A 21364-nucleotide genomic window follows, 5' to 3' on the forward strand; every position below is an offset into this window, starting at 1 on the left:
AGACCAAGGGGTGTACGGGCTTCCGTCGCAGCGGGTGATCCGGTCATGACCCGGGTCGCCCGCCAGCCCAATCCTGCATGATTCGAGAGACACAAGGGGTGTTCCAGCTTGGCAAAACCGCACTTCGTCCAGCACCCCTCAACCGTCTTGCCGCTGCGCGCCAATCCACCTTCTCCCACAAGGGGAGAAGGGAAGAACCAGGAAGCGTCGGTCAGGAGCGCGGCCTGTTCTTTTGCGGGTCGTAATGGGCAAAGGCGACGACGCGCGCCGGCAGCCGCTTGCTGTGACCATCGAGCTTGCCGATCTCGACCTCGGTGCCGATCGCCGAATGCGCGACGTCGAGCCTGGCCAACGCGATGGTCTTGTTCAGCACCGGCGAACGCATGCCGGAGGTGACGACGCCGATCTGGGCCCGGCCGATATGCACGCAATCGCCGTGGCCGACGGCGACATTGGCGTCGATGTCGAGGCCGACCAGCTTCTTCTGCGGGTTTTCCTTGCGCCTGATCAGCGCCTCGCGGCCGATGAAATCGTCGCTCTTGGTCTTCAGCGGTACGGTGAAGCCGATGCCGGCCTCGAACGGGTCGGTCTGGTCGGAAAACTCGTGAGCAGCAAAGATCAGCCCGGCCTCGATGCGCACCATATCGAGCGCCTGCAGCCCCATCGGCTTCAGGCCGTGCGTCTGGCCCGCCTGCCAGATCGCATCGAAGACCTTGCCGGCGTCGCGCGGATGGCACCAGATCTCGTAGCCGAGCTCGCCGGTGTAACCGGTGCGCGAGACAACGACCGGAATGCCGTTGCCGCCGCCGATGCGGGCGACAGCGAAACGGAACCATTCGAGCTCGTCGATCGACGGCTGTAGCGGCGAGGTCCAGATGATCTGCCGCAGGATGTCGCGGCTTTTCGGCCCCTGCACGGCAACATTGTGCATCTGGTCGGTCGACGAGCGCACCAGCACGTTGAGGCCGAGCTTTGTCGCCGTCTCGCGCAGCCATTCGCCGGATAGATCGTCGCCGCCGACCCAGCGGAAATTATCCTTGCCGAGCCTGAGCAGCGTGCCGTCGTCGATCATGCCGCCATGCTCGTAGCACATGGCGGAATAGACGACCTGGCCGACGCCGAGCTTCTTGATGTCGCGGGTCAGCGTGTATTGCAGCAGCGCCTCGGAGTCCGGCCCGGTGACCTCGAACTTGCGCAGCGGCGACAGGTCCATGATCACGGCGTCCTGCCGGCAGGCCCAGTATTCATCGATCGGGCCTTGCTTGGCGAAGGAATTGGCCAGCCAATAGCCCTTGTACTCGACGAAGTTGCGGGTGTGCTTGGCAAAGCTCGAATGAAAGGCAGTCTCGCGGGTCATTTTCGGTTCCGAATCGGGCGTCATGCGTCTGGCGATCGCTCGCGAGAATTTGTGCTGGCCGGAATAGGTTCGCACATGGATGTCGGTCAGGTTCCAGCCATTGGCCGGCGTCGTATCGTCGGGGCAGGCGGACGAGACGCAGACGATGTCCGTGAGCGCCCTGAGTAGCACATAGTCGCCCGGCCGCGACCACGGCTCGTCCGATACCACGACGCCATGCGCGTCGATGGCCGTGTTGAAGAAGAAGTTGATCGCCATCCAGCCGGCGCGAGGCGTGACACCCTTGTCGGACAGCGCGCGGTTGAAATTCTCCGAGCAGTTGGGATGGCCGGGATAACCGATGTCGTCGTAATATTTGGCCGCGCAGGCGAGCGCGAATGCATCGTGGCGGCCGCAAGTGTCCTGCACAACCTCGACCAGCGGCTCCATGTCCTGGTCGTAGTATTTCGAGTGCAGACCGGGCATCGGATAGCTCGAACCCATCAGCGTGCGCGTCGTCGTCACGTCGAGCGGATGATCGCGGCCCTTGTCCAGCTTGCGCGCCGAAAAGCACTGGAAGTCGGTGCATTGGCGCCCGTCGACATCGATGATCTGCAGATAGTCGCCCGCCTTGACGAAGTAGGCCTCCGCCGTCGCCGAATGGACGCGCAGGTCGAGCACGGGATCGGCCAGCGGGTCGGCAAGCCTGGATTTCGCCGCAGGGCGGATGGTGGCGCGGCGGACGATGACGCTAAGCGGCGTCGCCGTATCGTGGCCGTCGACCAGCATCGGCCCGCCGGGCGCGGCAATCAGCATCGACCCATCGCGGGCGACGGTAAAAGTCTGTTCGGTACCGGCAGGGGTGGCGTCGCCGAAAACGCGAACCGCCTTCGCCGGGTCGAGCTGCACCTGGCGCCGCTCGAGCCCCCGGCGCAAGGATGCGAGGCTGTCGTCGCCTTCGGCCAGCAGCGCCTTGATGCCGGCGGCATTGCTGTTCGATTTCTCGCCGAGAATCCCGGGATCGGTCGCGTCGCTGCTGTCCCATGCCAGCAGCTCGCAGGCCTGCCCGCCCTCGACATCGCGCACGGTGACAATGTCGCCGGCCTCGACCTCGATCAGCACCGCGCCATTGCCCTGAACCGAGTAGCGCTCCATCCCGGCCGGCAACGCGATCTGGCCTGGCCGCAGGATCAGGCTCGGCCGGGGCGGTCCGGCGACGACGGCGGGGTAGGGCGACTGGCTCATCTCAACCTTGGTTTCGAGAAACAAGTTTGCCTGTGTGTGAAATTATTTTAGCGGGAAGAATAGGATAGAAGAGCCGGAGTTGGCAAGTGAAGGCGGCGCGCGCGCCTCTTCCTTCTCCCCTTGTGGGAGAAGGTGGATCGGCGCGCAGCGCCGAGACGGTTGAGGGGTGTTGGACGGAGTGCCGTCATAGCCAAGCTGGAGCACCCCTCATCCGACCGAGCTTCGCTCGGCCACCTTCTCCCACAGGGGGAGAAGGGAAGGTGGCGCACAATCCTACCCCAATTCCTCGGAATGCCCGATCTCGACGCCATACTCGGCGGCAGCGTCCAGCATCGTATGCCACAGGCTTTCCGCGAAGGTGGCGAACACCAGAAGATTGAACACCGCCTGTCCGTCCGGCCGGTCATTGCCGCGCCAGAGATTGATGCTGGTGTGATCGACCGAGGTCGCCGCAGCGGTGCCGGCCGGGAACGCCGCGGGGTGCAGGTCTAGCGACGACAGTTTGGCCAGCATCGCGCGCGCCTTTTCTCCGGAAACGCTGATCAGCGCGCGGGCATGCGACTGGTCGGACAACGAGGCGGATTGCGCAAACGCCTGGCTCAGCGGTTCGCTCGCGTGCTTGCCGCCATTGGACAGGACCAGGAACTGATCCGGTCCCGACCAGATCAGCGTAGCGTCGGGAGCTCGGGTCGCCTTGGGCGTTTCCGGGGCGGCAACGCCGAAGCGGGTTTCGGCGGCCTTCGCCAGTTCTGCCGCTTTGCCGCGCCGCGCCATCACCTGGATCAGGTCGAAATTGCGGATCTCGGTGAGCGATACGCCGGCCGCCGTGCCGCGCGCGCCATAGCCGCCGACAACAAGCGCTTTCTCCAGCGGACTGCGGGCAATCCAGGAAAACTCAGCCACGCTGGCGCCCTCCATCCGGATCGTAGAAGACGGGACTGCACAGCTCGACATCGTAATCTTCGCCGCGCAGCGGATCGTGCGCATGGACGATCTCGCCGATGCGCTCGCGGCCGCGCTCGACCTGCCCAAGCCCGATCCACTGGTCGAGCACCGGCGAAAAGCAGACCGAGGTGACATAGCCCTGGTCGTTGTCGGGACCGGGCGTCTCGCCCTTCGGGATGATATGCGCGCCGGAACGCAGGCGGCGCGTCTTGTCGACCGGCTTGATGCCGACCACGACCTGGCGGTCCGGCGCAATCAGCGCCTCGCGCCCGGCCATGACGCGGCCAATGAAATCTTTCTTGCTGGACATCATCTTGCCCAACCCGAGGTCGGCGGCGGTCGTCGTGCCGTTCAGCTCCGGGCCGGCGACATGGCCCTTTTCGATGCGCATGACGCCGAGCGCCTCGGTGCCGTAGGGCGTAACGCCGAATGGCTTGCCGGCCAGCATCAAATTGCGCACCAGCGCCTCGCCATAGCGGGCGGGAACCGAAATCTCGAACGCCATTTCGCCCGAAAATGAGATGCGGAACAGCCGCGCCTTGATGCCACCGCGAAGCGCGACTTCCCGCGCCCCCATGAAGGGAAAGCCCTCGTTCGACAAATCCTCCGCCGGATCGACCATTTCCCGAAGCAGGTCCCGGGTCTTCGGCCCGGCGATCGAGAACTGTGCCCATTGATCGGAGACGGATGTCAGCTGCACGTCGAATTCGGGGAACAGCACCTGCCGGCAGAATTCGAGATGCTGCATCACCAGCCCGGCCTTGGCGGTGGTGGTGGTCAGGAAATAGTGGTCCTCGGCCAGCCGTGACGTCGTGCCGTCGTCATGGACGATGCCGTCCTCGCGCAGCATCAGCCCGTAGCGGGCTTTACCGACGGCGAGATTGGAGAAGGTGTTGATGTAGACGCGGTCGAGAAAGGCGCCGGCATCCGGGCCGTGCACGTCGATCTTGCCGAGCGTCGAGACATCGCAGAAGCCGACGCCGGAGCGCACCGCCTTGACCTCGCGGGTGACCGATTCCAGCCAGTCCTTTTCGCCGGCGCGCGGATACCATTGCGCGCGCTTCCACAGGCCGGTGTCGACGAACACCGCGCCCTGTTCGGCTGCCCAGTGATGCGACGGCGTCAGCCTCGTCGCATGGAAGTCTTCGTCGCGATGATGGCCGGCGAAGGCGCCGATGGCGACCGGCACATAGGGCGGGCGGTAGATCGTCGTGCCGGTCTCGGGAATGGACTTGCCTGACAACGTAGCCATGATGGCGAGACCGGCGACGTTCGAGGTCTTGCCCTGGTCGGTGGCCATGCCGAGCGTCGTATAGCGCTTGAGATGCTCGACCGATTCGAAACCTTCGCGCTGCGCCAGTTCGATGTCGGACGCGGTGACATCATGCTGGTAATCGACGAAGGCTTTCCCTTTGCCGGCCACATACCAAAGCGGCGTCAGCGAAAACGCCTCGCTGTCGGCGACCGGCGATGTGCCGGCATTGCCGCTGCGTCCAGCACTCTGCGCTGCCGCAGCACCCGCGGCAAAGCCCTGGCGCAGGCAGTCGCCAAGTCCGAAGGCGCCGTTGGCGGCGCCGACGGCCACCATGCCGGGCGGCGCGCCATCCGGCACGAAGGCTGCGATATCGTCCTGCCATTTCGGCCGGCTGCGATGATAGGAGGTCAGCCCGACCGCCGGATTCCAGCCGCCGGACACGGCAAGCCCGTCGGCTTCGACTTCCGCCCGTGCGCCGCCGGTCAGCGCCACCACGATTTTCCGGACCCCGTCCTTGCCGCCTTCGACCCCGGTGACCGAGCCGTTGAGCACGGCAAAGCCGCCTTTGGCGGCAAGCGCGCGATGCGCGGCGGAGACGTCCGGGCGCGCATCGACGACCGCCGCGATTTGCAAACCGGCGCCAAGCGCGGTCTCGACCGTGCGCCAGCCATCCTCATTGTTGGTGAACAGCGCGATCCTCTTGGCAGGGGTAACCGCGTAGCGCGCGACATAGGTCCGCATAGCCGAAGCCATCATCACGCCCGGCGTGTCGTTACCGGCAAAGACGATCGGCCGCTCGATGGCGCCGGCGGCGACGACGCAGCGCTTGGCCACGATCCGCCACAGCCGCTGGCGCACCTGGTGCTCGGGCGGAGAGGGCAGGTGGTCGTTGACCCGCTCGATGGCGCCATAGGTGCCGCCATCATAGACGCCGAACAATGTCGTGCGGGTCATGATGCGTACATCGGGCAGTGCGGCGAGTTCGGCCAGCGTGCGCGTAATCCATTCGGCCGCCGGCGCGCCGTCGATCATGCCGCCGTCGGCGAGCAGACGGCCGCCAAGCGCAAAATCTTCCTCGCACAGGATGACGCGGGCGCCGCCGCGCCCGGCCGCCAGTGCCGCAGCCAGCCCGGCCGGGCCGGACCCGGCGATCAGCACGTCGCAATGCGCCCACGCCTTGTCGTAATGGTCGGGATCGGCGACGCCTGCAGCGCGGCCGAGGCCGGCGGCGCGGCGAATCGTTGGCTCGTAGATCGTTTCCCAGAATTTCGCCGGCCACATGAAGGTCTTGTAGTAGAAGCCGGCGACGAAGATCGGCGCGAACAGCTGATTGACCGCCATCAGGTCGTGGCGCAGCGACGGCCAGCGGTTCTGGCTGGCGGCTTCGAGCCCGTCATAGAGTTCGGCCGTGGTCGCCTTGGTGTTCGGCTCGCGCCGCGCTCCGCTGCGCAGTTCGACCAGCGCGTTGGGCTCCTCCGAACCAGCGGTCAGGATGCCGCGCGGCCGATGGTATTTGAACGAGCGGCCGACCAGCTTGACGCCGTTGGCGATCAGCGCCGAGGCCAGCGTGTCGCCCTGGGAGCCGGCAAAGCTCTTGCCGTCGAAGCGGAAGGCCAGCGGCGCGGCGCGATCGATGAGACCGCCGCTCTCCAGCCGGTGTGTCTGCGCGGGCCCAACCATCAGGGCCCAACCTCGGCGGCACCAACGCCTGCAGCCGGTTCCACCGCCGAAATCTCATGCGTCAGCGTGTTGCGGGCGACCTTCAGCCAGGCCCGGCAGCCGCCGCCATGGTACCAGTATTCGCTCATCGGCCCGGCGAAGTTGTCGCGCAGATAGACGTAGTCGAAGACCTCGTCTTCGGTGGCGCCGGCGGCCGGACGCACCGGCTTGGCGTCGCCCAGATAGGTGAACTCGCCGAGTTCGCGTTCGCCGCAGAAGGGACAGACAATGCGCATGCTTCTTCAGCCAGCCTTCAATGCAGGTTCGGTTGGGCGCCCTGGCCCTTTTCGTCGATCATCGCACCTCGCCGGAAGCGGTCGAGGCGAAAGCGGGCAGCCTCCTTGTGCGGCTCGTCGCGCGCCAGCAGATGGGCAAAGACCAGGCCGGAGCCGGGCGTCGCCTTGAAGCCGCCATAGCACCAGCCGGCGTTGAGATAGAGCCCGTCGACCGGTGTTTTGTCGATGATCGGCGAGCCGTCCATCGACATGTCCATGATGCCGCCCCACTGACGCAGCAGCCGTATCCGGCCGATCATCGGCATCAGCGCCATGCCGCCTTCGCAGACGTCTTCCATGACGGGCAGATTGCCGCGCTGGGCATAGGAATTGTAGCCGTCTATATCGCCGCCGAAGACCAGGCCGCCCTTGTCGGACTGGCTGACGTAGAAATGCCCGGCGCCGAAGGTCATGACATTGGGGATCAGCGGCTTGATCGCCTCGGAGACGAAGGCCTGCAGCACATGGCTTTCGATCGGCAGCCGCAGGCCGGCCATCGCCGCGACGCGCGACGAGGAGCCGGCGACGGCCATGCCGACCTTGCCTGCACCGATCCTGCCGCGGCTCGTCTCGACACCGGTCACCTTGCCGTTGGCGTCGCGGACAAAACCGGTCACCTCGCAGTTCTGGATGATGTCGACGCCGAGCGCGCTCGCCGCATGCGCATAGCCCCAGACCACGGCGTCGTGGCGCGCCGTGCCGCCGCGCCGCTGCAAAAGCCCGCCCTGCACCGGGAAACGTGCGTTATCGAAGTTCAGGAACGGCATCATCTTCCTGACCGCCGCCAGATCGAGCAGCTCGGCGTCGATGCCGTTGATGCGCATGGTGTTGCCGCGCCGCGCATAGGCGTCGCGTTGCGCGTCCGAATGGTAGAGGTTGATGACGCCGCGCTGGCTGACCATGGTGTTGTAGTTGAGGTCCTGCTCCATCCGCTCCCACAGCTTCATCGACAGCTCGTAGAAGCCGGTATTGCCGGGCAGCCCGTAATTGGAGCGGATGATGGTGGTGTTGCGGCCGGCATTGCCGGAGCCGATCCAGCCCTTTTCCAGCACGGCGACATTCCTGATGCCGTATTCGCTGGCGAGGAACCATGCCGTCGCCAGGCCATGGCCGCCGCCGCCGATGATCACCACGTCGTAGTGGCTCTTTGGGCTGGCGTCGCGCCAGGTGCGCTGCCAGTTCTTGTGGCCGGAAAATGCCGCCCGGGCGAGGGAGAAGATCGAGTATTTCATGAACCTGTTTCGCGTCGGGCGTGCAACAATTCCGGATCAGATGTCGAGCGTGTGGTCGCGCTCCCACTGGGTGAAGTGGGAAGCATAGGAATTCCATTCCTGCTGCTTGAGCTTTAGATAGGCCGACGAGAATTCCTCACCCAGCGCCGTCTTGAGCGATTTGTCGTTGTCGAACTCGCGCAATGCGTCGAGCAGGTTGAGCGGCAGCTTCGGCGCCCCTTCGACCGTATGGCCGAACTGGTACATGTCGATGTCGTAGCGCCGGCCCGGATCGGCCTTCGAGCGGACACCGTCGAGCCCGGCGGCGATGATCACCGCCTGCAGCAGATAGGGGTTTGCCGCGCCGTCGGGCAGGCGCAGCTCGAAGCGGCCGGGGCCGGGTACGCGCACCATGTGGGTGCGGTTGTTGCCGGTCCAGGTCACCGTGTTCGGCGCCCAGGTGGCGCCGGAGATGGTGCGCGGTGCGTTGATGCGCTTGTAGGAATTGACCGTCGGGTTGGTGATGGCGGCAAGCGCGGACGCATGTTTCATGATGCCGCCGAGGAAATTCCTGCCCTTGGCCGACAGGCCGAGCTCCATCGCATTATCGGCAAAGACATTGGTCTTGCCGTCTTTGTCCCACACCGAGATATGCGCATGGCAGCCATTGCCGGTCAGGCCCTGGAAGGGTTTAGGCATGAAGGTTGCGCGCAGGCCGTGCTTTTCGGCGACCGATTTCACCATGAATTTGAAGAAGGAATGCTTGTCGGCGGTCGCCAGCGCATCGTCGAAGGCCCAGTTCATCTCGAACTGGCCGTTGGCGTCCTCGTGGTCGTTCTGGTAGGCGCCCCAGCCGAGCGCCAGCATGTGGTCGCAGATCTCGGCGATCACGTCGTAGCGGCGCATAACCGCCTGCTGGTCGTAGCAGGGCTTCGACGCCGTGTCATATTCGTCGGAAATCGTCTTGCCATCCGGCGAGATCAGGAAGAATTCGGCCTCGACGCCGGTCTTGATGTGCATGCCGTCGCCAGCGGCCTCCGCGATCAACCGCTTCAGCGTGTTGCGCGGCGCCTGCTCGACCGATTTGTCGTCCATGATGCAGTTGGCGGCGACCCAGGCGACCTCCGGCTTCCAAGGCAACTGGATCACCGAGGCCGGATCCGGCACCGCCAGCATGTCGGGATGCGCCGGCGTCAGGTCGAGCCAGGTGGCAAAGCCGGCAAAGCCGGCACCGTCCCGCTGCATGTCGGCGATCGCCTGCGCCGGCACCAGCTTGGCGCGTTGCCCACCGAACAGGTCGGTGTAGGATATCATGAAATATTTGACGCCCTTCTCCTTGGCGAAGGCGGCGAGATCGTTCCCCATTATAGTTCCTCGCTTACTGGCATTTGGTTTGTCTTAGAAGCCGTTCTTGCCCGGTATCCAGTTGGTGCCGGCCAGCGGCACGCCGGCCATGGCGGCGGCTTCGATCGTCAAGGCCACAAGATCCTCGGGCTCGAGATTGTGCAGGCTGTTCTTGCCGCAGGCGCGCGCGATTGTCTGAGCCTCAAGTGTCATCACCTTAAGATAGTTCGCCAGCCGTCGCCCGGCCGCAATCGGATCGACCCGTTTCATTAGCTCGGGATCCTGCGTGGTGATGCCGGCCGGGTCGCGGCCCTCATGCCAGTCGTCATAGGCGCCGGCGGTGGTGCCGAGCTCGTTGTATTCCGCTTCCCAGCGCGGGTCGTTGTCGCCGAGCGCGACAAGCGCTGCCGTGCCGATCGACACCGCGTCGACGCCGAGCGCCAGCGCCTTGGCGACGTCGGCGCCGTTGCGTATGCCGCCCGAGACGATCAGCTGCACCTTGCGGTGCATGCCGAGATCCTGCAGCGCCTGCACCGCCGGCCTGATGCAGGCAAGCGTCGGCTGGCCGACATTTTCAATGAACACTTCCTGGGTCGCCGCAGTGCCGCCCTGCATGCCGTCGACGACGACGACATCGGCGCCCGATTTCACCGCAAGCGCGGTATCATAATAGGGCCGCGCGCCGCCGACCTTGACGTAGATCGGCTTTTCCCAGTCGGTGATCTCGCGCAGTTCGAGGATCTTGATCTCGAGGTCGTCCGGCCCGGTCCAGTCGGGGTGGCGCGAGGCCGAGCGCTGGTCGATGCCTTTCGGCAGCGTGCGCATTTCGGCGACGCGGTCGGAGATCTTCTGGCCGAGCAGCATGCCGCCGCCGCCTGGCTTGGCGCCCTGGCCGACGACAACCTCGATCGCGTCGGCACGGCGCAGATCGCGCGGGTTCATGCCGTAGCGCGACGGCAGATACTGGTAGACCAGCGTCTTCGAATGGCCGCGCTCTTCCTCGGTCATGCCGCCGTCGCCGGTGGTCGTGGAGGTGCCCGACAGCGTCGCGCCACGGCCGAGCGCTTCCTTCGCCGGGCCGGACAGCGAGCCGAAGCTCATGCCGGCAATGGTGATCGGGATTTTCAATTCGATCGGTTTTTTCGCATAGCGCGAGCCGAGCACGACGCTGGTGTCGCAGCGCTCGCGATAGCCTTCGAGCGGATAGCGCGAGATCGAAGCACCGAGGAACAGAAGGTCGTCGAAATGCGGCAGCTTGCGCTTGGCGCCGGCGCCGCGGATGTCATAGATGCCGGTCGCCGCGGCGCGGCGGATCTCGGAAAGCGTGTAGTCGTCGAAGGTCGCGGATTTGCGCGGCGTCGTCGGCGGGTTGCGATAGGTCATTGAGCCTCAATACGCGTCGGCGTTGTCGATATTGAAATTGTAGAGGGTACGAGCCGAGCCATAACGCTTGAACTCCGCCGCCTTGACGCCGGTCACGCCGGCGCGGTCGAGCAAGCCTTGCAGCAATTCGAGATGCTCGGGCCGCATCTCCTTGGCGATGCAGTCGGCGCCGAGGCTTTCGACCTTGCCGCGCACGAAAAGCCGCGCCTCGTAAATGGAATCGCCGAGCGCATCGCCGGCGTCGCCCAGCACCACGAGGTTGCCGGACTGCGCCATGAAGGCCGACATGTGGCCGATATTGCCATGGACGACGATGTCGATGCCTTTCATCGAGATGCCGCAGCGCGACGACGCGTTGCCTTCGATGACGAGCAAGCCGCCCCGGCCGGTGGCGCCGGCATACTGGCTGGCATCGCCTTTGACGACGATCTGGCCGGACATCATGTTCTCGCCGACGCCGGGCCCGGCCGAGCCATGCACGGTGATGGTGCCGCCGTCGTTCATGCCGCCGCAATAATAGCCGACGCTGCCGCGCACATCGATGGCGACCGGCTGGTCGACGCCGACGGCGACCGAATGGCTGCCTCGCGGGTGGAGCACCTCCCAGGCGGTCTCGTTCGAACCGGGCGCCAGATCGTGCAGCGCCTGGTTGAGCTCGCGCAGCGACATTTCGGCCAGGTCAAAGACCCGTGACGCATGGCCCGGCTCGCGAGCCGCCTTGGAGAGATTGATTGCCGGCATTGGTTCAATGCTCCCAGAAATAGACGGTTGCGGGCTCGGGTTCCCAGACCTTCGCATTGTCTATGCCTGGCAGTTTGGTGAGCGCACGATATTCCGAGCCGAAGGCGACATACTGGTCGGTTTCGGCCATTACGGCGGGCTTGCAGGCGATCGGGTCGCGCACCACGCCGAAGCCGTTCTTGGTGCCGACGACGAAGGTGAAAAACCCGTCGAGATCGCTCAGCGTGCCTTCCAGCGCCTCGCCTAGATTCTTGCCATGCGCCATCTGCGAGGAGAGATAGGCGGCAGCGACCTCGGTGTCGTTCTCAGTCTCGAATGTCATGCCTTCGCGGATCAGCTCGCGGCGGACATTGTTGTGGTTGGACAGCGAGCCATTATGCACCAGGCACTGGTCGGCGCCGGTCGAGAACGGATGCGCGCCCATCGTCGTCACCGCCGATTCGGTCGCCATTCGGGTATGGCCGATGCCGTGCGTGCCGGTCATCTCGCGGACGCCGAAACGGTCGACGACCGCTTCGGGCAAGCCGACTTCCTTGTAGATTTCGACGACGTCGCCGGCGCCCATGATGCGGATGTCGGGGCGCAGCGCCTGGATCGTCTCGCGCGCTTCGTCGATCTTGGCAGGCGTCGTCCGGACCACGGCATGGGTCGACTTCGCAGCAATGCTCACCGGCGCGCCGATTGCCTTGGCGAGTTCGGCGTCGAGGCCGCGGAAATCGCGCTCCGGCTTGGCCGACTGGATGGTGATCTTGGCTTCACTGGAGGGCGCGCCATAGATGGCGATGCCGGCGCTGTCGGGACCGCGATCGCTGAGCGAGATCAGCATCTCCGACAGCATCGCGCCAAGCTGGGGCTCGAGCGACTTGTCCTTCAAAAACAGTCCGACGATTCCGCACATGTCAGCCTCCGCGAGTTTGTTCCCTCCGAGATGTATCGAATGAGTCCCGGGAATTCAATTGGTATGAAAAAAATTTTCCTGTCGTTATATATCGGCTGAGGCGCCGCCGGCCGCACTATCGCTGCGCTGGCCGCCATTGTGAACCCATTTGGCATAGCGGATGCGGGCGATCTTGTAGGCATCCAGGATCGACAGGGCATAGATCAGGAAGCCGCCGGCATGGCGTCCGACGAAGCTGGCGTCTGGCGGCGCGATCTTGGCGGTGACCCAGGCGAGGATCACCATGAAGAACAGGAATTGCAGGCCGCGCACCGGCACGCCGAGCACGACATGCCCGCTTGCCGGCAAGACGATCGCAGCGCCCAGAACCAGATAGGGGCTCGGTGGTGCCGGGGAGGTGGTGATCTGGCTGGTCATGCCGCTTGCCGTTCGCTTTGATTGATGGCATCGCGCAGCGCCGAAGCCGACGACAGCAGCCTCTCGATCAGCACCGGATCGAGCCTGACCGTGCCGAATTCGGCTTGCCGGAATACGCCGTAGCGCGCCCGCTCGGCCTCGGCCAGCAGCCAGACGATGCGCACGCCGTTCGGCGTGATCAGCAATTCCTTGGCGCGCTCCTCGGCAAAGACATCGAGGTGGCCGGCGATGACGGCTTCGGGGAAGCGCACGCCCTTGCGGTCGCTCCGCAGCATCGCTTCGGCCGGAAACCCCGCCGCCTTCGGCAGCGGATGGACGAGATGATCGAAATTGGAAAAAGTCGTCGGCGATCCTGGCCGCATCATCATATCGAAAGTGCCTGGTATCGCGACCTTTTCGGTGATCGAAACGCTCAGCCAGCGCGCCGGCAGCTTCCTGATCGCCAGCGTGTCGACGATGGTCCGCACCTGCACCCGCCGGCCGTTCCACGAGCCGGCGAAGGTAACGACGCCGGCAGTGCCGTCCGAGACGTTGGCCGCGTCGGAGATGACGGCGCGGACGCCGGCTTCGTCAGCGGCAAGCCCGGTCGAAGCCTTGGCGCGGCTGGCCCGCGCAAGCCAGGCTATATGGAGGACGAGAGCCAGGGCAACCGCCCCGGCGAGCAATGCTGAGATCACCTAACGCACCTCGTCACGCAAATGCCCGCCCAGACCGGGCGCGCCGTCAGTAGCCCTGCGGTTTCGGCCACGGCATGGTGAACTGGGCGCCACGGCGTACGAATTTGTAGCGGTAGAAGTGGAACCACAGCGAGATCAGGAAGTAGAAGGCGACCATGGCGATCAGCTGCGAGCCGAAGCCGAGGAAGATCGCAAAGAAGGTGACCACGCAAAGGCAGAACAAGACGATAGCCGGCAGCGGATGGAACGGATGGGTGTAGCCGCGGCGGATCGAGCCGAGCGGCCACTTTTTCCTGAACATGATGATGTTGATGCTCATGAAGGTGTATTGCAGCACGCCCGACAGGATCGAGAAGGTGATCGCCTGGTTGAGGTCGGCGATGAAGGCGAAGGCGAGCGCGATCGGCAGCAGGAACAGGATCGAGCGGTAGGGCGTGCGGTATTTCGGATGCACCGCCGAGAACCAGGTCGGCAGATAGCGGTCGCGGCCGAGCGAAAACCAGGCGCGCGCGGCGTCGTTGATGCAGCCATTGGCGGAGGCGAGCGCGGCAAGCAGCGTCGCGATGAACAACAGGTTTTCCAGCAGCGCACTGCCGGTCAGCTTGCCCGCGTCCCACAGCGGATAATAGGTGATGCCGAGATATTCCCAGGGCATCAGCGAGGCGCAGACATACCAGGTCATGGCGGCGGCGATCAGAAGCGTGATCATGCCGGCCATCGTGCCGTAGGGCAGCGAGCGCGCCGGCGAGCGCACTTCCTCGGCGGCCTGCGTGGTGCCCTCGATGCCGAGGTAGTACCAGATGCCGAACTGGAAGGCGGCGATGACGCCGATCCAGCCATAGGGCAGGGCGTTGCCCGGGGTCACCAACTCGTTCAGCTTGAGCACGGCGCCTTGCGTCCACGGGCTGACCGAGAAGAACAGGATGATGATCGAGACATAGGCGATGGCGGTGATGACGAAGTTGACGTTAAGCGTCATCAGCACGCCGCGATAGTTCAGCCATGCCAGCACGACGATGGTCGCGGCGATGAAGGAATTGTGGTTGAGGCCCTCGACGCCGGCTTTGGCGACGATCGTGTCGCCGAGCAGGATCGCGTCCGACACTTCGAGCATGGTATAGGCAAAGACCAGGAAAAGCGCGACGTTGAAGGCCATCAGCGGCCCGACAATGTGCTTGGCCTGGGCATATTGGCCGCCGGCGGCAGCGACCGTCGAGGTCACCTCGGAATCGATCATCGCGACCGAGGTGTAGAGCAGGCCGACGATCCAGCAGACGATCAGCGCCGCCAGCGCGCCGCCCTTGTCCGCCGCGAAATTCCAGCCGGTGAATTCGCCGACCAGAACGATACCGACGCCGAGCGCCCAGACATGGGCGGGGCCGAGCACCCTGAGCAGTGAAACCCTGTCGCCTTGCACTTGCACCGCTGGTTCAGCCGTGATCGTCATCGTTCAATCCCCACTCAGATCCGGTGTTTTTCGGACACGGCTTCAAGCTCGCCTTCCCTGGACGAGGTCAGCATCTCTTCGGAATAGGTCGTGTCGATCTTGAACCAGTCGTAGAGCATCCACAGCGCGAGCACGATCGAGATGCCCCAGCATGCGTAAGAGAGTGCCACCCACATGACGATGCTTCCTATCTATTTGTCGCCGAACTTTTCGTCGATGACGTCGCGGTATTCGCGGTCTGATGCGCGGAACAGAAAGATGAAATAGCCGATCAGCACCGCCGCCATGATGATCAGCGTCGGCCAGTCGATGATGTAGTGGAACCGGTTCTGGATGATGTCGTGCGCGGTTTCCGGCGTGTAGCCGAGCTTTTCCCAGATCGAGGCCATGGTCGGGTTCTGGCCGAGCGCTTCCCACGTCTTGGCGTCGAGCGCGTCGATGGATTTTGCCGCCCCTGCCAGACCTAGTTTCAGCGGCAGCCACAGCGCGACGAAAATCGCGACCACGACGACGGCGATATCGAAAACCTGTCCGGCCTTGCTCTGTTCGGGCGGTGTATAGCGGGCCATGCGTCTCCCCCTCAGGACTTGCGGTTGCGGTAGGCGTCGGCGTTCTTGATGTCGAGGCCGTAGATGAAGTCCTTGTCTTCCTTGTAGTGGTTGACCATCGCCAGAATGGCGGCCGTGTTGAAGATCAGCACCGCGGCGGCGGCGACCGCGACGACGAGCTTGATGCCGGCGTCGGGGACGTATGGCCATGTCATGAACAGGACAAAGAGGATCGTCGCCCACAGGCAGACGATCAGGAGCATGGATCCACGCACGTCGGAACGGTACAACGCTTCCACGCGCTGTTGCAGGTCGGACATCGGCTTTCCCCTTTTTCAACGCCGGTCCGGATTGGCCGGTCATTGCCCTCTTTCAAGAGAGTGAAATTTTTTTCATAAAATCCGGCCGAACTCTGGAATTGTCAAGACGATTTTACGCGACGTTAACCGTTTGTTTGGGCTCGCCGGATTTGCCTGACAATGAAATTATTTGCTTACGGGTATTGCAGGCTCCCGGCGTTTGCGGTCAATATTCAAGGCAACGCTCCCGCCTGTGTGCAGGGAGCAGGGGAAAGCAAAAAAGTTTCTTTCGAACGGAGGACAGCGGATGACGGCATCCTGGAGATTTTCGACGCTTGCGGATCGCCATCGCGCGCTCGGCTCGAAGCTCGAGGACTGGAGCGGCATGGGCACCGCCTGGACCTACGACAAGGACGCCGACGAAGAGTATATCGCCATCCGCACCAAGGCCGGCCTGATGGACGTGTCCGGCTTGAAGAAGGTCCACATCACCGGGCCGCACGCCTCGCACCTGATCGATCTGGCGACGACGCGCGACGTCGAAAAGATCTATCCCGGCAAGTCGGCCTATGCCTGCATGCTCAACGAGGCCGGCAAGTTCACCGACGACTGCATCCTCTACCGCACAGGCCCGAATTCCTGGATGGTCGTGCATGGCTCGGGCACCGGCCATGAAGAGCTGCAGCGCGCTTCCGTCGGTCGCGACGTGTCGCTGCGCTTCGACGACAATCTGCACGACCTTTCGCTGCAGGGGCCGCTAGCCGTGGATTATCTGGCAAAGCATGTGCCCGGCATTCGCGACCTCAACTATTTCCACCACATGCAGACGCAGTTGTTCGGCTTCCCGGTGATGATCTCGCGCACCGGCTACACCGGCGAGCGCGGCTACGAGATCTTCTGCCGTGGCCAGGACGCCGGTACGATCTGGGACAGGATCCTCGACGAGGGCAAGAGCGCCGGCATCATCCCGTGCCGCTTCACCACGCTCGACATGCTGCGCGTCGAGAGCTACCTGCTGTTTTATCCCTACGACAATTCGCAGAAATACCCGTTTGAGAACGAGGGCCCGGGCGACACGCTGTGGGAGCTTGGTCTCGACTTCACCGTCAGCCCCGGCAAGACGGGCTTTCGCGGTGCCGAGGAGCACTACCGCCTCAAGGGCAAGGAGCGCTTCAAGATCTTCGGCGTGCTGCTCGAAGGCAAGGAGCCGGCCGACGAGGGCGCGCCGGTCTATCGCGACGGCAAAAAGGTCGGCGTGGTGACCTGCGCCATGTATTCGCCGCTGGTCAAAAAATCGATGGGCATTGCCCGGCTCGACGTCGACTGCGCGGTGCAGGGCACCAGGCTCGAGATCCGCAACAAGAGCGGCGCCATCAGCGCAATCGCCGAGCCGCTTCCTTTCGATGATCCGAAGAAGACCAAGCGCACGGCGAAAGGCTGAGGCATACTGCGGGTATGGCAGCGAAGAGCATCATCAGCCGCCCGGTCTATGGGACCCTGTCTCCGCAGCCTGGCAAGCATCATCTTTTCATAGCGGATGCAGAGGGAGCGCTGGCGATTGCCGATCTGGCCGCCAAGGCACCGGCGGATTTCTTCGGCGGCGCCCACATCATCTTCATTCCCGGCCGCGACGGCAAATACGCCGATGCGCTCGAAGCCCTGAAGCCGGCACAGTTCTATCTCGGCCATTCCTTTGCCAGCGCCCTGCCGCGGCTGAAGCAGACGCTGGCCAACGCGCATATGGGCCTCAGGCTCTATCTCGCCGGCACCGAGGGGCTGATCGGCCAGGCCATGCAGGCGGCGCTAGAAGCCGGCATCGACCACACCTCGATCCAGACCGAGCATCGCGGCTCGCTGGCGCGCCGCATGCAGTGCGTCCATTGCAAGGGCATCACCGAGAATGTCACGACGCAGCCGGCGACCTGTTCGCATTGCGGCCTCTTGCTTCTGGTGCGCGATCACTATTCGCGGCGCCTCGCCGCCTTCCAGGGCGTCTGCATCAACGCCGAGGACCGCAGCGAAATTCCTCCGGTCGAGGAGGTCTTTCGATGAGCACCGGCACCACCAAGCTCGATGTCGTCGTCAGCGATGTCGTTCCTATCAACGAGCTGGTGACGCGCTTTCATTTCCGCAGGCGCGACGGCGAGCTTTTGCCGACCTTTTCCGGCGGCGCCCATGTCGTCGTCGAGATGCGCGATGGCGAACGCACTAGGCTCAATCCCTATTCGCTGATGGGCTCGCCGCTCGACACCCGCGAATACACCATCTCGGTGCGCCGCGACGACGCCGGCCGCGGCGGCTCGCTGTTCATGCACAGGCAGGTCAGGCCGGGCACGGAGATGGTGGTCAGCTATCCCGTCAATCTGTTCTCGCTCGATCTGCGCGCCAGGAAGCATCTGATGCTGGCCGGCGGCATCGGCATCACCCCGTTCATGGCGCAGACCGCGCAGCTGGCGGCGGAAGGCGGCAATTTCGAATTGCATTACACCTGCCGCACCGCCTCGCTCGGCACCTATGCCGACCTGCTGAGAGAGCGCTACGATCGCCGGGTCAGGCTCTATCACGACGACCGCGACGAGCGCGTCGATCTCGACCGGCTGCTGTCGTCGCAGCCGCTCGGCACGCATCTCTATGTCTGCGGCCCGTCCGGCATGATCGGCTGGGTGCGCGAGCGTGCCGCGGCGCTCGGCTGGCCTTACGAGACCGTGCATTTCGAGCATTTCGCGGCGCCGCAGCCCGGCGCCCCCTTCGACGTGACGCTGGCGCTCAGCGGCAAGACAATCCGTGTCGACGAGCAGCAGAGCCTCCTCGAGGCGATCGAGGCGGCCGGGGTCGATCCGCCCTATCTCTGCCGCGGCGGCGTCTGCGGCCAATGCGAGACCAACGTCATTTCGCATGACGGCAAATTCATCCACAACGACCACTGGCTGAGCGAGGAAGACCACCGTTCAGGCTGCAAGATCATGCCCTGCGTCTCGCGCTTCGAGGGCAGGTCGCTGGTGCTGGAAAGATAGGAGGCGAGCTTGGGCATCACCTTTCGCAAGGAAACGTTCCGCGACGACTTCACCTTCAGGAACAGCCCCGAGCACATCAGGCGGTTCCCGTTCCCGTTCCACGAAGACAGCTACATGTATGCCGTCAACATCGAGCCGCATGTCGTCGGGCCGAAGGGCAGTGTGCTGGAGAATTTGATCGACGTCGACGAGCACTATGTCGCCGAGATGCAGGACCGCGCTTTGGTGCTGGCCGAGGATCCGCTGCGCTGCCAGTCGCTGCCGCACATGACGCTGGCCGGCTGGGACCTGCTCGAGCTTTTGATGGAGCAGCAGGCTTCAGGCTATCCCGAGCATTTCACGCTGATCCGCAACAGTGACCGCTGGCGCTGGATCAACCGGCCGCTCGGCATCGACGACAGCTTCACCTTTGGCGACGTCTCGACGCTGCCCTATGGGCCGATGGAATATATCACCCGGCAGAGCCAGGGCGATTTCTGCATCCTCGACCAGCGCGACGGCAATCTGTGGATGGATGCCGGCATGGTCACCACCCAGGCCGACTGGTCGCTCGATTTCGACATCGGCATGAACTTCTTCGAATGGCACGCGCCGGTGCCGCTGGCGCATGAGAAGGGGATATTCGTCCGGGCGCTGAAGTTCCTCACCAACATCCAGCAGGGCAAGCCGGCACGGCGGCTGAACTGGACGATGACCATCAATCCGCGCCTCGATACCAGCCCGGAAAATTACCACAAATGGGGTCCGGACCGCGCCACGGTGACGCCGGAAAACGTCGGCGAAAAAGTTCATCTGCGCGTCGAGCTGCAGAGCTTCTGGCGGCTGCCGCGCTCGAATGCGATCGTCTTCCCGATCCGCTGCTATCTGATCAAGATGGATGAGCTGGTGACGCAGCCGAAATGGGCACGGCGCCTGCACCGCGTCATCCGCGACCTTCCCGACGAACTCGCCAACTACAAAGGCCTGACGCGCTATCGCGCGACATTGGTCGAATGGCTGTCGAAGCTGGATGACGGGAGTGCGACGTCGCCGGGGTTCGGGCCTGATTGAGTTTTTCCTGCTGATATTTGCGCTGCCCTCTCAAGCTGCCAATCTCCCCCCAAGAGGGGGAGATGCCCGGCAGGGCAGAGGGGGGCGCCGTAGAGCGCCGGCCTTGCCGTTATGTCAGCCCATCCCTTCGGCGAAGATCACGGTGCGCCAGCCTGACCAGCCACAATCACGATATGCTGACAGACATTGTTGATATCGCGGATAACGTCATCATTCCAGAAGCGAAGGCTGGTCCAGCCCAGCGCTTCGAGCTTTGCGGCTCTTGCAGCGTCCAATTCCGACGCTTCGGCCTGGGCATGCTGGGAACCATCAAGTTCGACGATCAGCTTTTTGTCCGGGCATGCAAAATCGACGATATAGCCGGCGATAGGCATCTGGCGTCGAAACCCCAGTCCCATCAGCCTGTGCGCCCTGATCTCGTTCCAGAGCTTCAGTTCGGCATCGGTCATCACCTTGCGCATCCTGCGCGCATTGCGGCGATTGTTGGCGGCTACTGGATTATGCGTCATCGCGGTTCGCCCCCCTCTGTCCTGCCGGACATCTCCCCCTCAAGGGGGGAGATTGGATTTCACTTCGGCTTTCGCCAATCGCCAACGCTGCAAAAGAGGCGTCGTCGGCGAAGCTGCCGATCTCCCCCACGAGGTCCCACAAGGGGGAGATCGAGCTCTCACCCCGCGCTCTGCGGGTAGCAGATGATCGACAGATAGCGCATCGGCAGAACGCTCAGCACTTCCGGTCCGTGCGGCGCATCGGCGTCGAAGAACAGGCTGTCACCGGGCTTCATCGGGTAGAGATTGCTGCCGTGCCGGTAAACCACCTCGCCCTCGAGCATATAGAGGAATTCCATGCCTTCGTGCTGGAAGGTCGGGAACACGTCGGAATCCTCGGTGAGCGTGATCAGATAGGGTTCGACGACGACGCCGCTGGTGTTGGAGCCGATATGGCCGAGCAGATTGTACTGGTGGCCGGCGCGCGTGCCGCGGCGTTCGACGTCGAGGCCTTCGCCGGCCTTGACGAAGACGGCACTGCGCTCTTCCTCGAAGCGGCGGAAGAATGCGGTGACGGGAACGCCGAGCGCCCGTGACAGCGCCTGCAACGTGGTCAGCGATGGCGAGGTGATGCCGTTCTCGATCTTCGACAGCATGCCAAGCGAAATGTCGGTGGCGGCAGCCAGATCGGCCACCGTAATGCCGAGCTTCTTGCGGAAGGCCCGCACCTCGCGGCCGATGGCGACCTCCAGGACCTTTTCGCGGGTGTCGCGAATGGCGTGCGGGTTCTGGGTGAGCGGCGCGCGTATCTTACGCGGATCGATTGCAGCGACCGACGGCTTCGCTTTGGCGGCGACGACGGCCGCAGCGGGCTTTAGACTGGATGCTTTTTTCGCCATGTTGCCACCCCGGACCTTGCCGATTCATTTCACTCACGGTGAACATATTCGGTGCCGATACAGAAGCGCAACTGCCACGGCAAGCCACCCGTGTCGAATTGCGCAATGTCCGGATTTCGCCCGAGCTACTGCGTCGCTTGGAAATCCAGCTGGGCGAAACGAGGGTTTCGCGA

The 21364-nt window shown here is 64.0% G+C and carries 21 protein-coding genes; 4 read left to right on the forward strand and 17 right to left on the reverse strand.

The window, feature by feature from the left end; all coding sequences use genetic code 11:
• Window positions 1-211 precede the first annotated feature (211 nt).
• From NKI18_RS17060 to NKI18_RS17130, 15 genes are all read right to left on the reverse strand, one after another.
• Window positions 212-2581 carry a trimethylamine N-oxide demethylase gene (locus tag NKI18_RS17060; protein ID WP_353020084.1) on the reverse strand — a complete coding sequence of 790 codons (2370 nt, stop codon included), beginning with the start codon at window positions 2579-2581 and terminating at the stop codon, window positions 212-214.
• Between the two features lie 273 nt (window positions 2582-2854).
• Window positions 2855-3484 (reverse strand): sarcosine oxidase subunit gamma, encoded by a 630-nt coding sequence (locus tag NKI18_RS17065; RefSeq protein ID WP_353020086.1) that lies wholly within the window; start codon window positions 3482-3484, stop codon window positions 2855-2857.
• Window positions 3477-6461, reverse strand: a complete 2985-nt coding sequence (locus NKI18_RS17070) for a sarcosine oxidase subunit alpha (protein WP_353020088.1) — start codon at window positions 6459-6461, stop codon at window positions 3477-3479. The genes NKI18_RS17065 and NKI18_RS17070 overlap by 8 nt, the downstream gene beginning before the upstream one ends.
• Window positions 6461-6736: a sarcosine oxidase subunit delta gene (locus tag NKI18_RS17075; protein ID WP_352615120.1), complete on the reverse strand. Its 276-nt coding sequence runs from the start codon at window positions 6734-6736 to the stop codon at window positions 6461-6463. Before NKI18_RS17075 ends, NKI18_RS17070 begins: the two co-directional genes overlap by 1 nt.
• A 17-nt stretch (window positions 6737-6753) precedes the next feature.
• Window positions 6754-8007: a sarcosine oxidase subunit beta family protein gene (locus tag NKI18_RS17080; RefSeq protein ID WP_352615122.1), complete on the reverse strand. Its 1254-nt coding sequence runs from the start codon at window positions 8005-8007 to the stop codon at window positions 6754-6756.
• Window positions 8008-8043: 36 nt separating this feature from the next.
• A complete protein-coding gene (gene glnT, locus NKI18_RS17085) occupies window positions 8044-9351 on the reverse strand; it encodes a type III glutamate--ammonia ligase (protein WP_352453796.1) in 1308 nt (435 codons plus the stop codon).
• Window positions 9352-9384: 33 nt separating this feature from the next.
• Window positions 9385-10713, reverse strand: a complete 1329-nt coding sequence (locus tag NKI18_RS17090) for an FMN-binding glutamate synthase family protein (RefSeq protein ID WP_023673984.1) — start codon at window positions 10711-10713, stop codon at window positions 9385-9387.
• A 6-nt stretch (window positions 10714-10719) separates the two neighbouring features.
• Entirely contained in the window at window positions 10720-11454 is a 735-nt protein-coding gene (locus tag NKI18_RS17095; protein ID WP_352453795.1) for a GltB/FmdC/FwdC-like GXGXG domain-containing protein, read from the reverse strand.
• Between the two features lie 4 nt (window positions 11455-11458).
• Window positions 11459-12352 carry a class II glutamine amidotransferase gene (locus tag NKI18_RS17100; protein WP_352615126.1) on the reverse strand — a complete coding sequence of 298 codons (894 nt, stop codon included), beginning with the start codon at window positions 12350-12352 and terminating at the stop codon, window positions 11459-11461.
• An 84-nt stretch (window positions 12353-12436) separates the two neighbouring features.
• Window positions 12437-12769 carry a hypothetical protein gene (locus tag NKI18_RS17105; RefSeq protein WP_352542207.1) on the reverse strand — a complete coding sequence of 111 codons (333 nt, stop codon included), beginning with the start codon at window positions 12767-12769 and terminating at the stop codon, window positions 12437-12439.
• Window positions 12766-13446 carry a hypothetical protein gene (locus tag NKI18_RS17110; RefSeq protein ID WP_352615128.1) on the reverse strand — a complete coding sequence of 227 codons (681 nt, stop codon included), beginning with the start codon at window positions 13444-13446 and terminating at the stop codon, window positions 12766-12768. Before NKI18_RS17110 ends, NKI18_RS17105 begins: the two co-directional genes overlap by 4 nt.
• A gap of 46 nt (window positions 13447-13492) precedes the next feature.
• Complete coding sequence (locus NKI18_RS17115) at window positions 13493-14893, reverse strand: APC family permease (RefSeq protein WP_352615130.1); 1401 nt, start codon at window positions 14891-14893, stop codon at window positions 13493-13495.
• A gap of 14 nt (window positions 14894-14907) precedes the next feature.
• The gene (locus NKI18_RS17120) at window positions 14908-15069 is read right to left on the reverse strand and encodes a hypothetical protein (RefSeq protein WP_023673991.1); all 162 of its coding nucleotides are present in this window, start codon (window positions 15067-15069) and stop codon (window positions 14908-14910) included.
• A 15-nt stretch (window positions 15070-15084) separates the two neighbouring features.
• On the reverse strand, window positions 15085-15462 hold the full coding sequence (locus tag NKI18_RS17125) for a hypothetical protein (RefSeq protein WP_023673992.1): 378 nt from the start codon (window positions 15460-15462) through the stop codon (window positions 15085-15087).
• An 11-nt stretch (window positions 15463-15473) separates the two neighbouring features.
• Window positions 15474-15761: a hypothetical protein gene (locus NKI18_RS17130; RefSeq protein WP_023673993.1), complete on the reverse strand. Its 288-nt coding sequence runs from the start codon at window positions 15759-15761 to the stop codon at window positions 15474-15476.
• A gap of 286 nt (window positions 15762-16047) precedes the next feature.
• Between NKI18_RS17130 and NKI18_RS17135 the strand changes: the two genes are divergently transcribed.
• Genes NKI18_RS17135 through NKI18_RS17150 form a run of 4 tightly spaced genes read left to right on the forward strand, consistent with a single transcriptional unit; the run spans window position 16048 to window position 19804 of the window.
• The gene (locus tag NKI18_RS17135; protein WP_352615132.1) at window positions 16048-17181 is read left to right on the forward strand and encodes an aminomethyl transferase family protein; all 1134 of its coding nucleotides are present in this window, start codon (window positions 16048-16050) and stop codon (window positions 17179-17181) included.
• A gap of 14 nt (window positions 17182-17195) precedes the next feature.
• Complete coding sequence (locus tag NKI18_RS17140) at window positions 17196-17792, forward strand: dimethylamine monooxygenase subunit DmmA family protein (protein WP_352615134.1); 597 nt, start codon at window positions 17196-17198, stop codon at window positions 17790-17792.
• Window positions 17789-18754, forward strand: coding sequence for a PDR/VanB family oxidoreductase (locus NKI18_RS17145; protein ID WP_352615136.1), 966 nt, complete (start codon window positions 17789-17791; stop codon window positions 18752-18754). The genes NKI18_RS17140 and NKI18_RS17145 overlap by 4 nt, the downstream gene beginning before the upstream one ends.
• A 9-nt stretch (window positions 18755-18763) precedes the next feature.
• A complete protein-coding gene (locus NKI18_RS17150) occupies window positions 18764-19804 on the forward strand; it encodes a heme-dependent oxidative N-demethylase family protein (RefSeq protein WP_352615138.1) in 1041 nt (346 codons plus the stop codon).
• Between the two features lie 137 nt (window positions 19805-19941).
• Here NKI18_RS17150 and NKI18_RS17155 read toward each other — a convergent pair whose 3' ends face one another.
• Window positions 19942-20313, reverse strand: coding sequence for an endonuclease domain-containing protein (locus tag NKI18_RS17155; protein WP_352615140.1), 372 nt, complete (start codon window positions 20311-20313; stop codon window positions 19942-19944).
• Window positions 20314-20471: 158 nt separating this feature from the next.
• Window positions 20472-21191 (reverse strand): helix-turn-helix domain-containing protein, encoded by a 720-nt coding sequence (locus NKI18_RS17160; protein ID WP_352452528.1) that lies wholly within the window; start codon window positions 21189-21191, stop codon window positions 20472-20474.
• Between the last annotated feature and the right edge of the window lie 173 nt (window positions 21192-21364).

This window comes from Mesorhizobium sp. M0800, assembly GCF_040320095.1.
GTDB lineage: Bacteria > Pseudomonadota > Alphaproteobacteria > Rhizobiales > Rhizobiaceae > Mesorhizobium.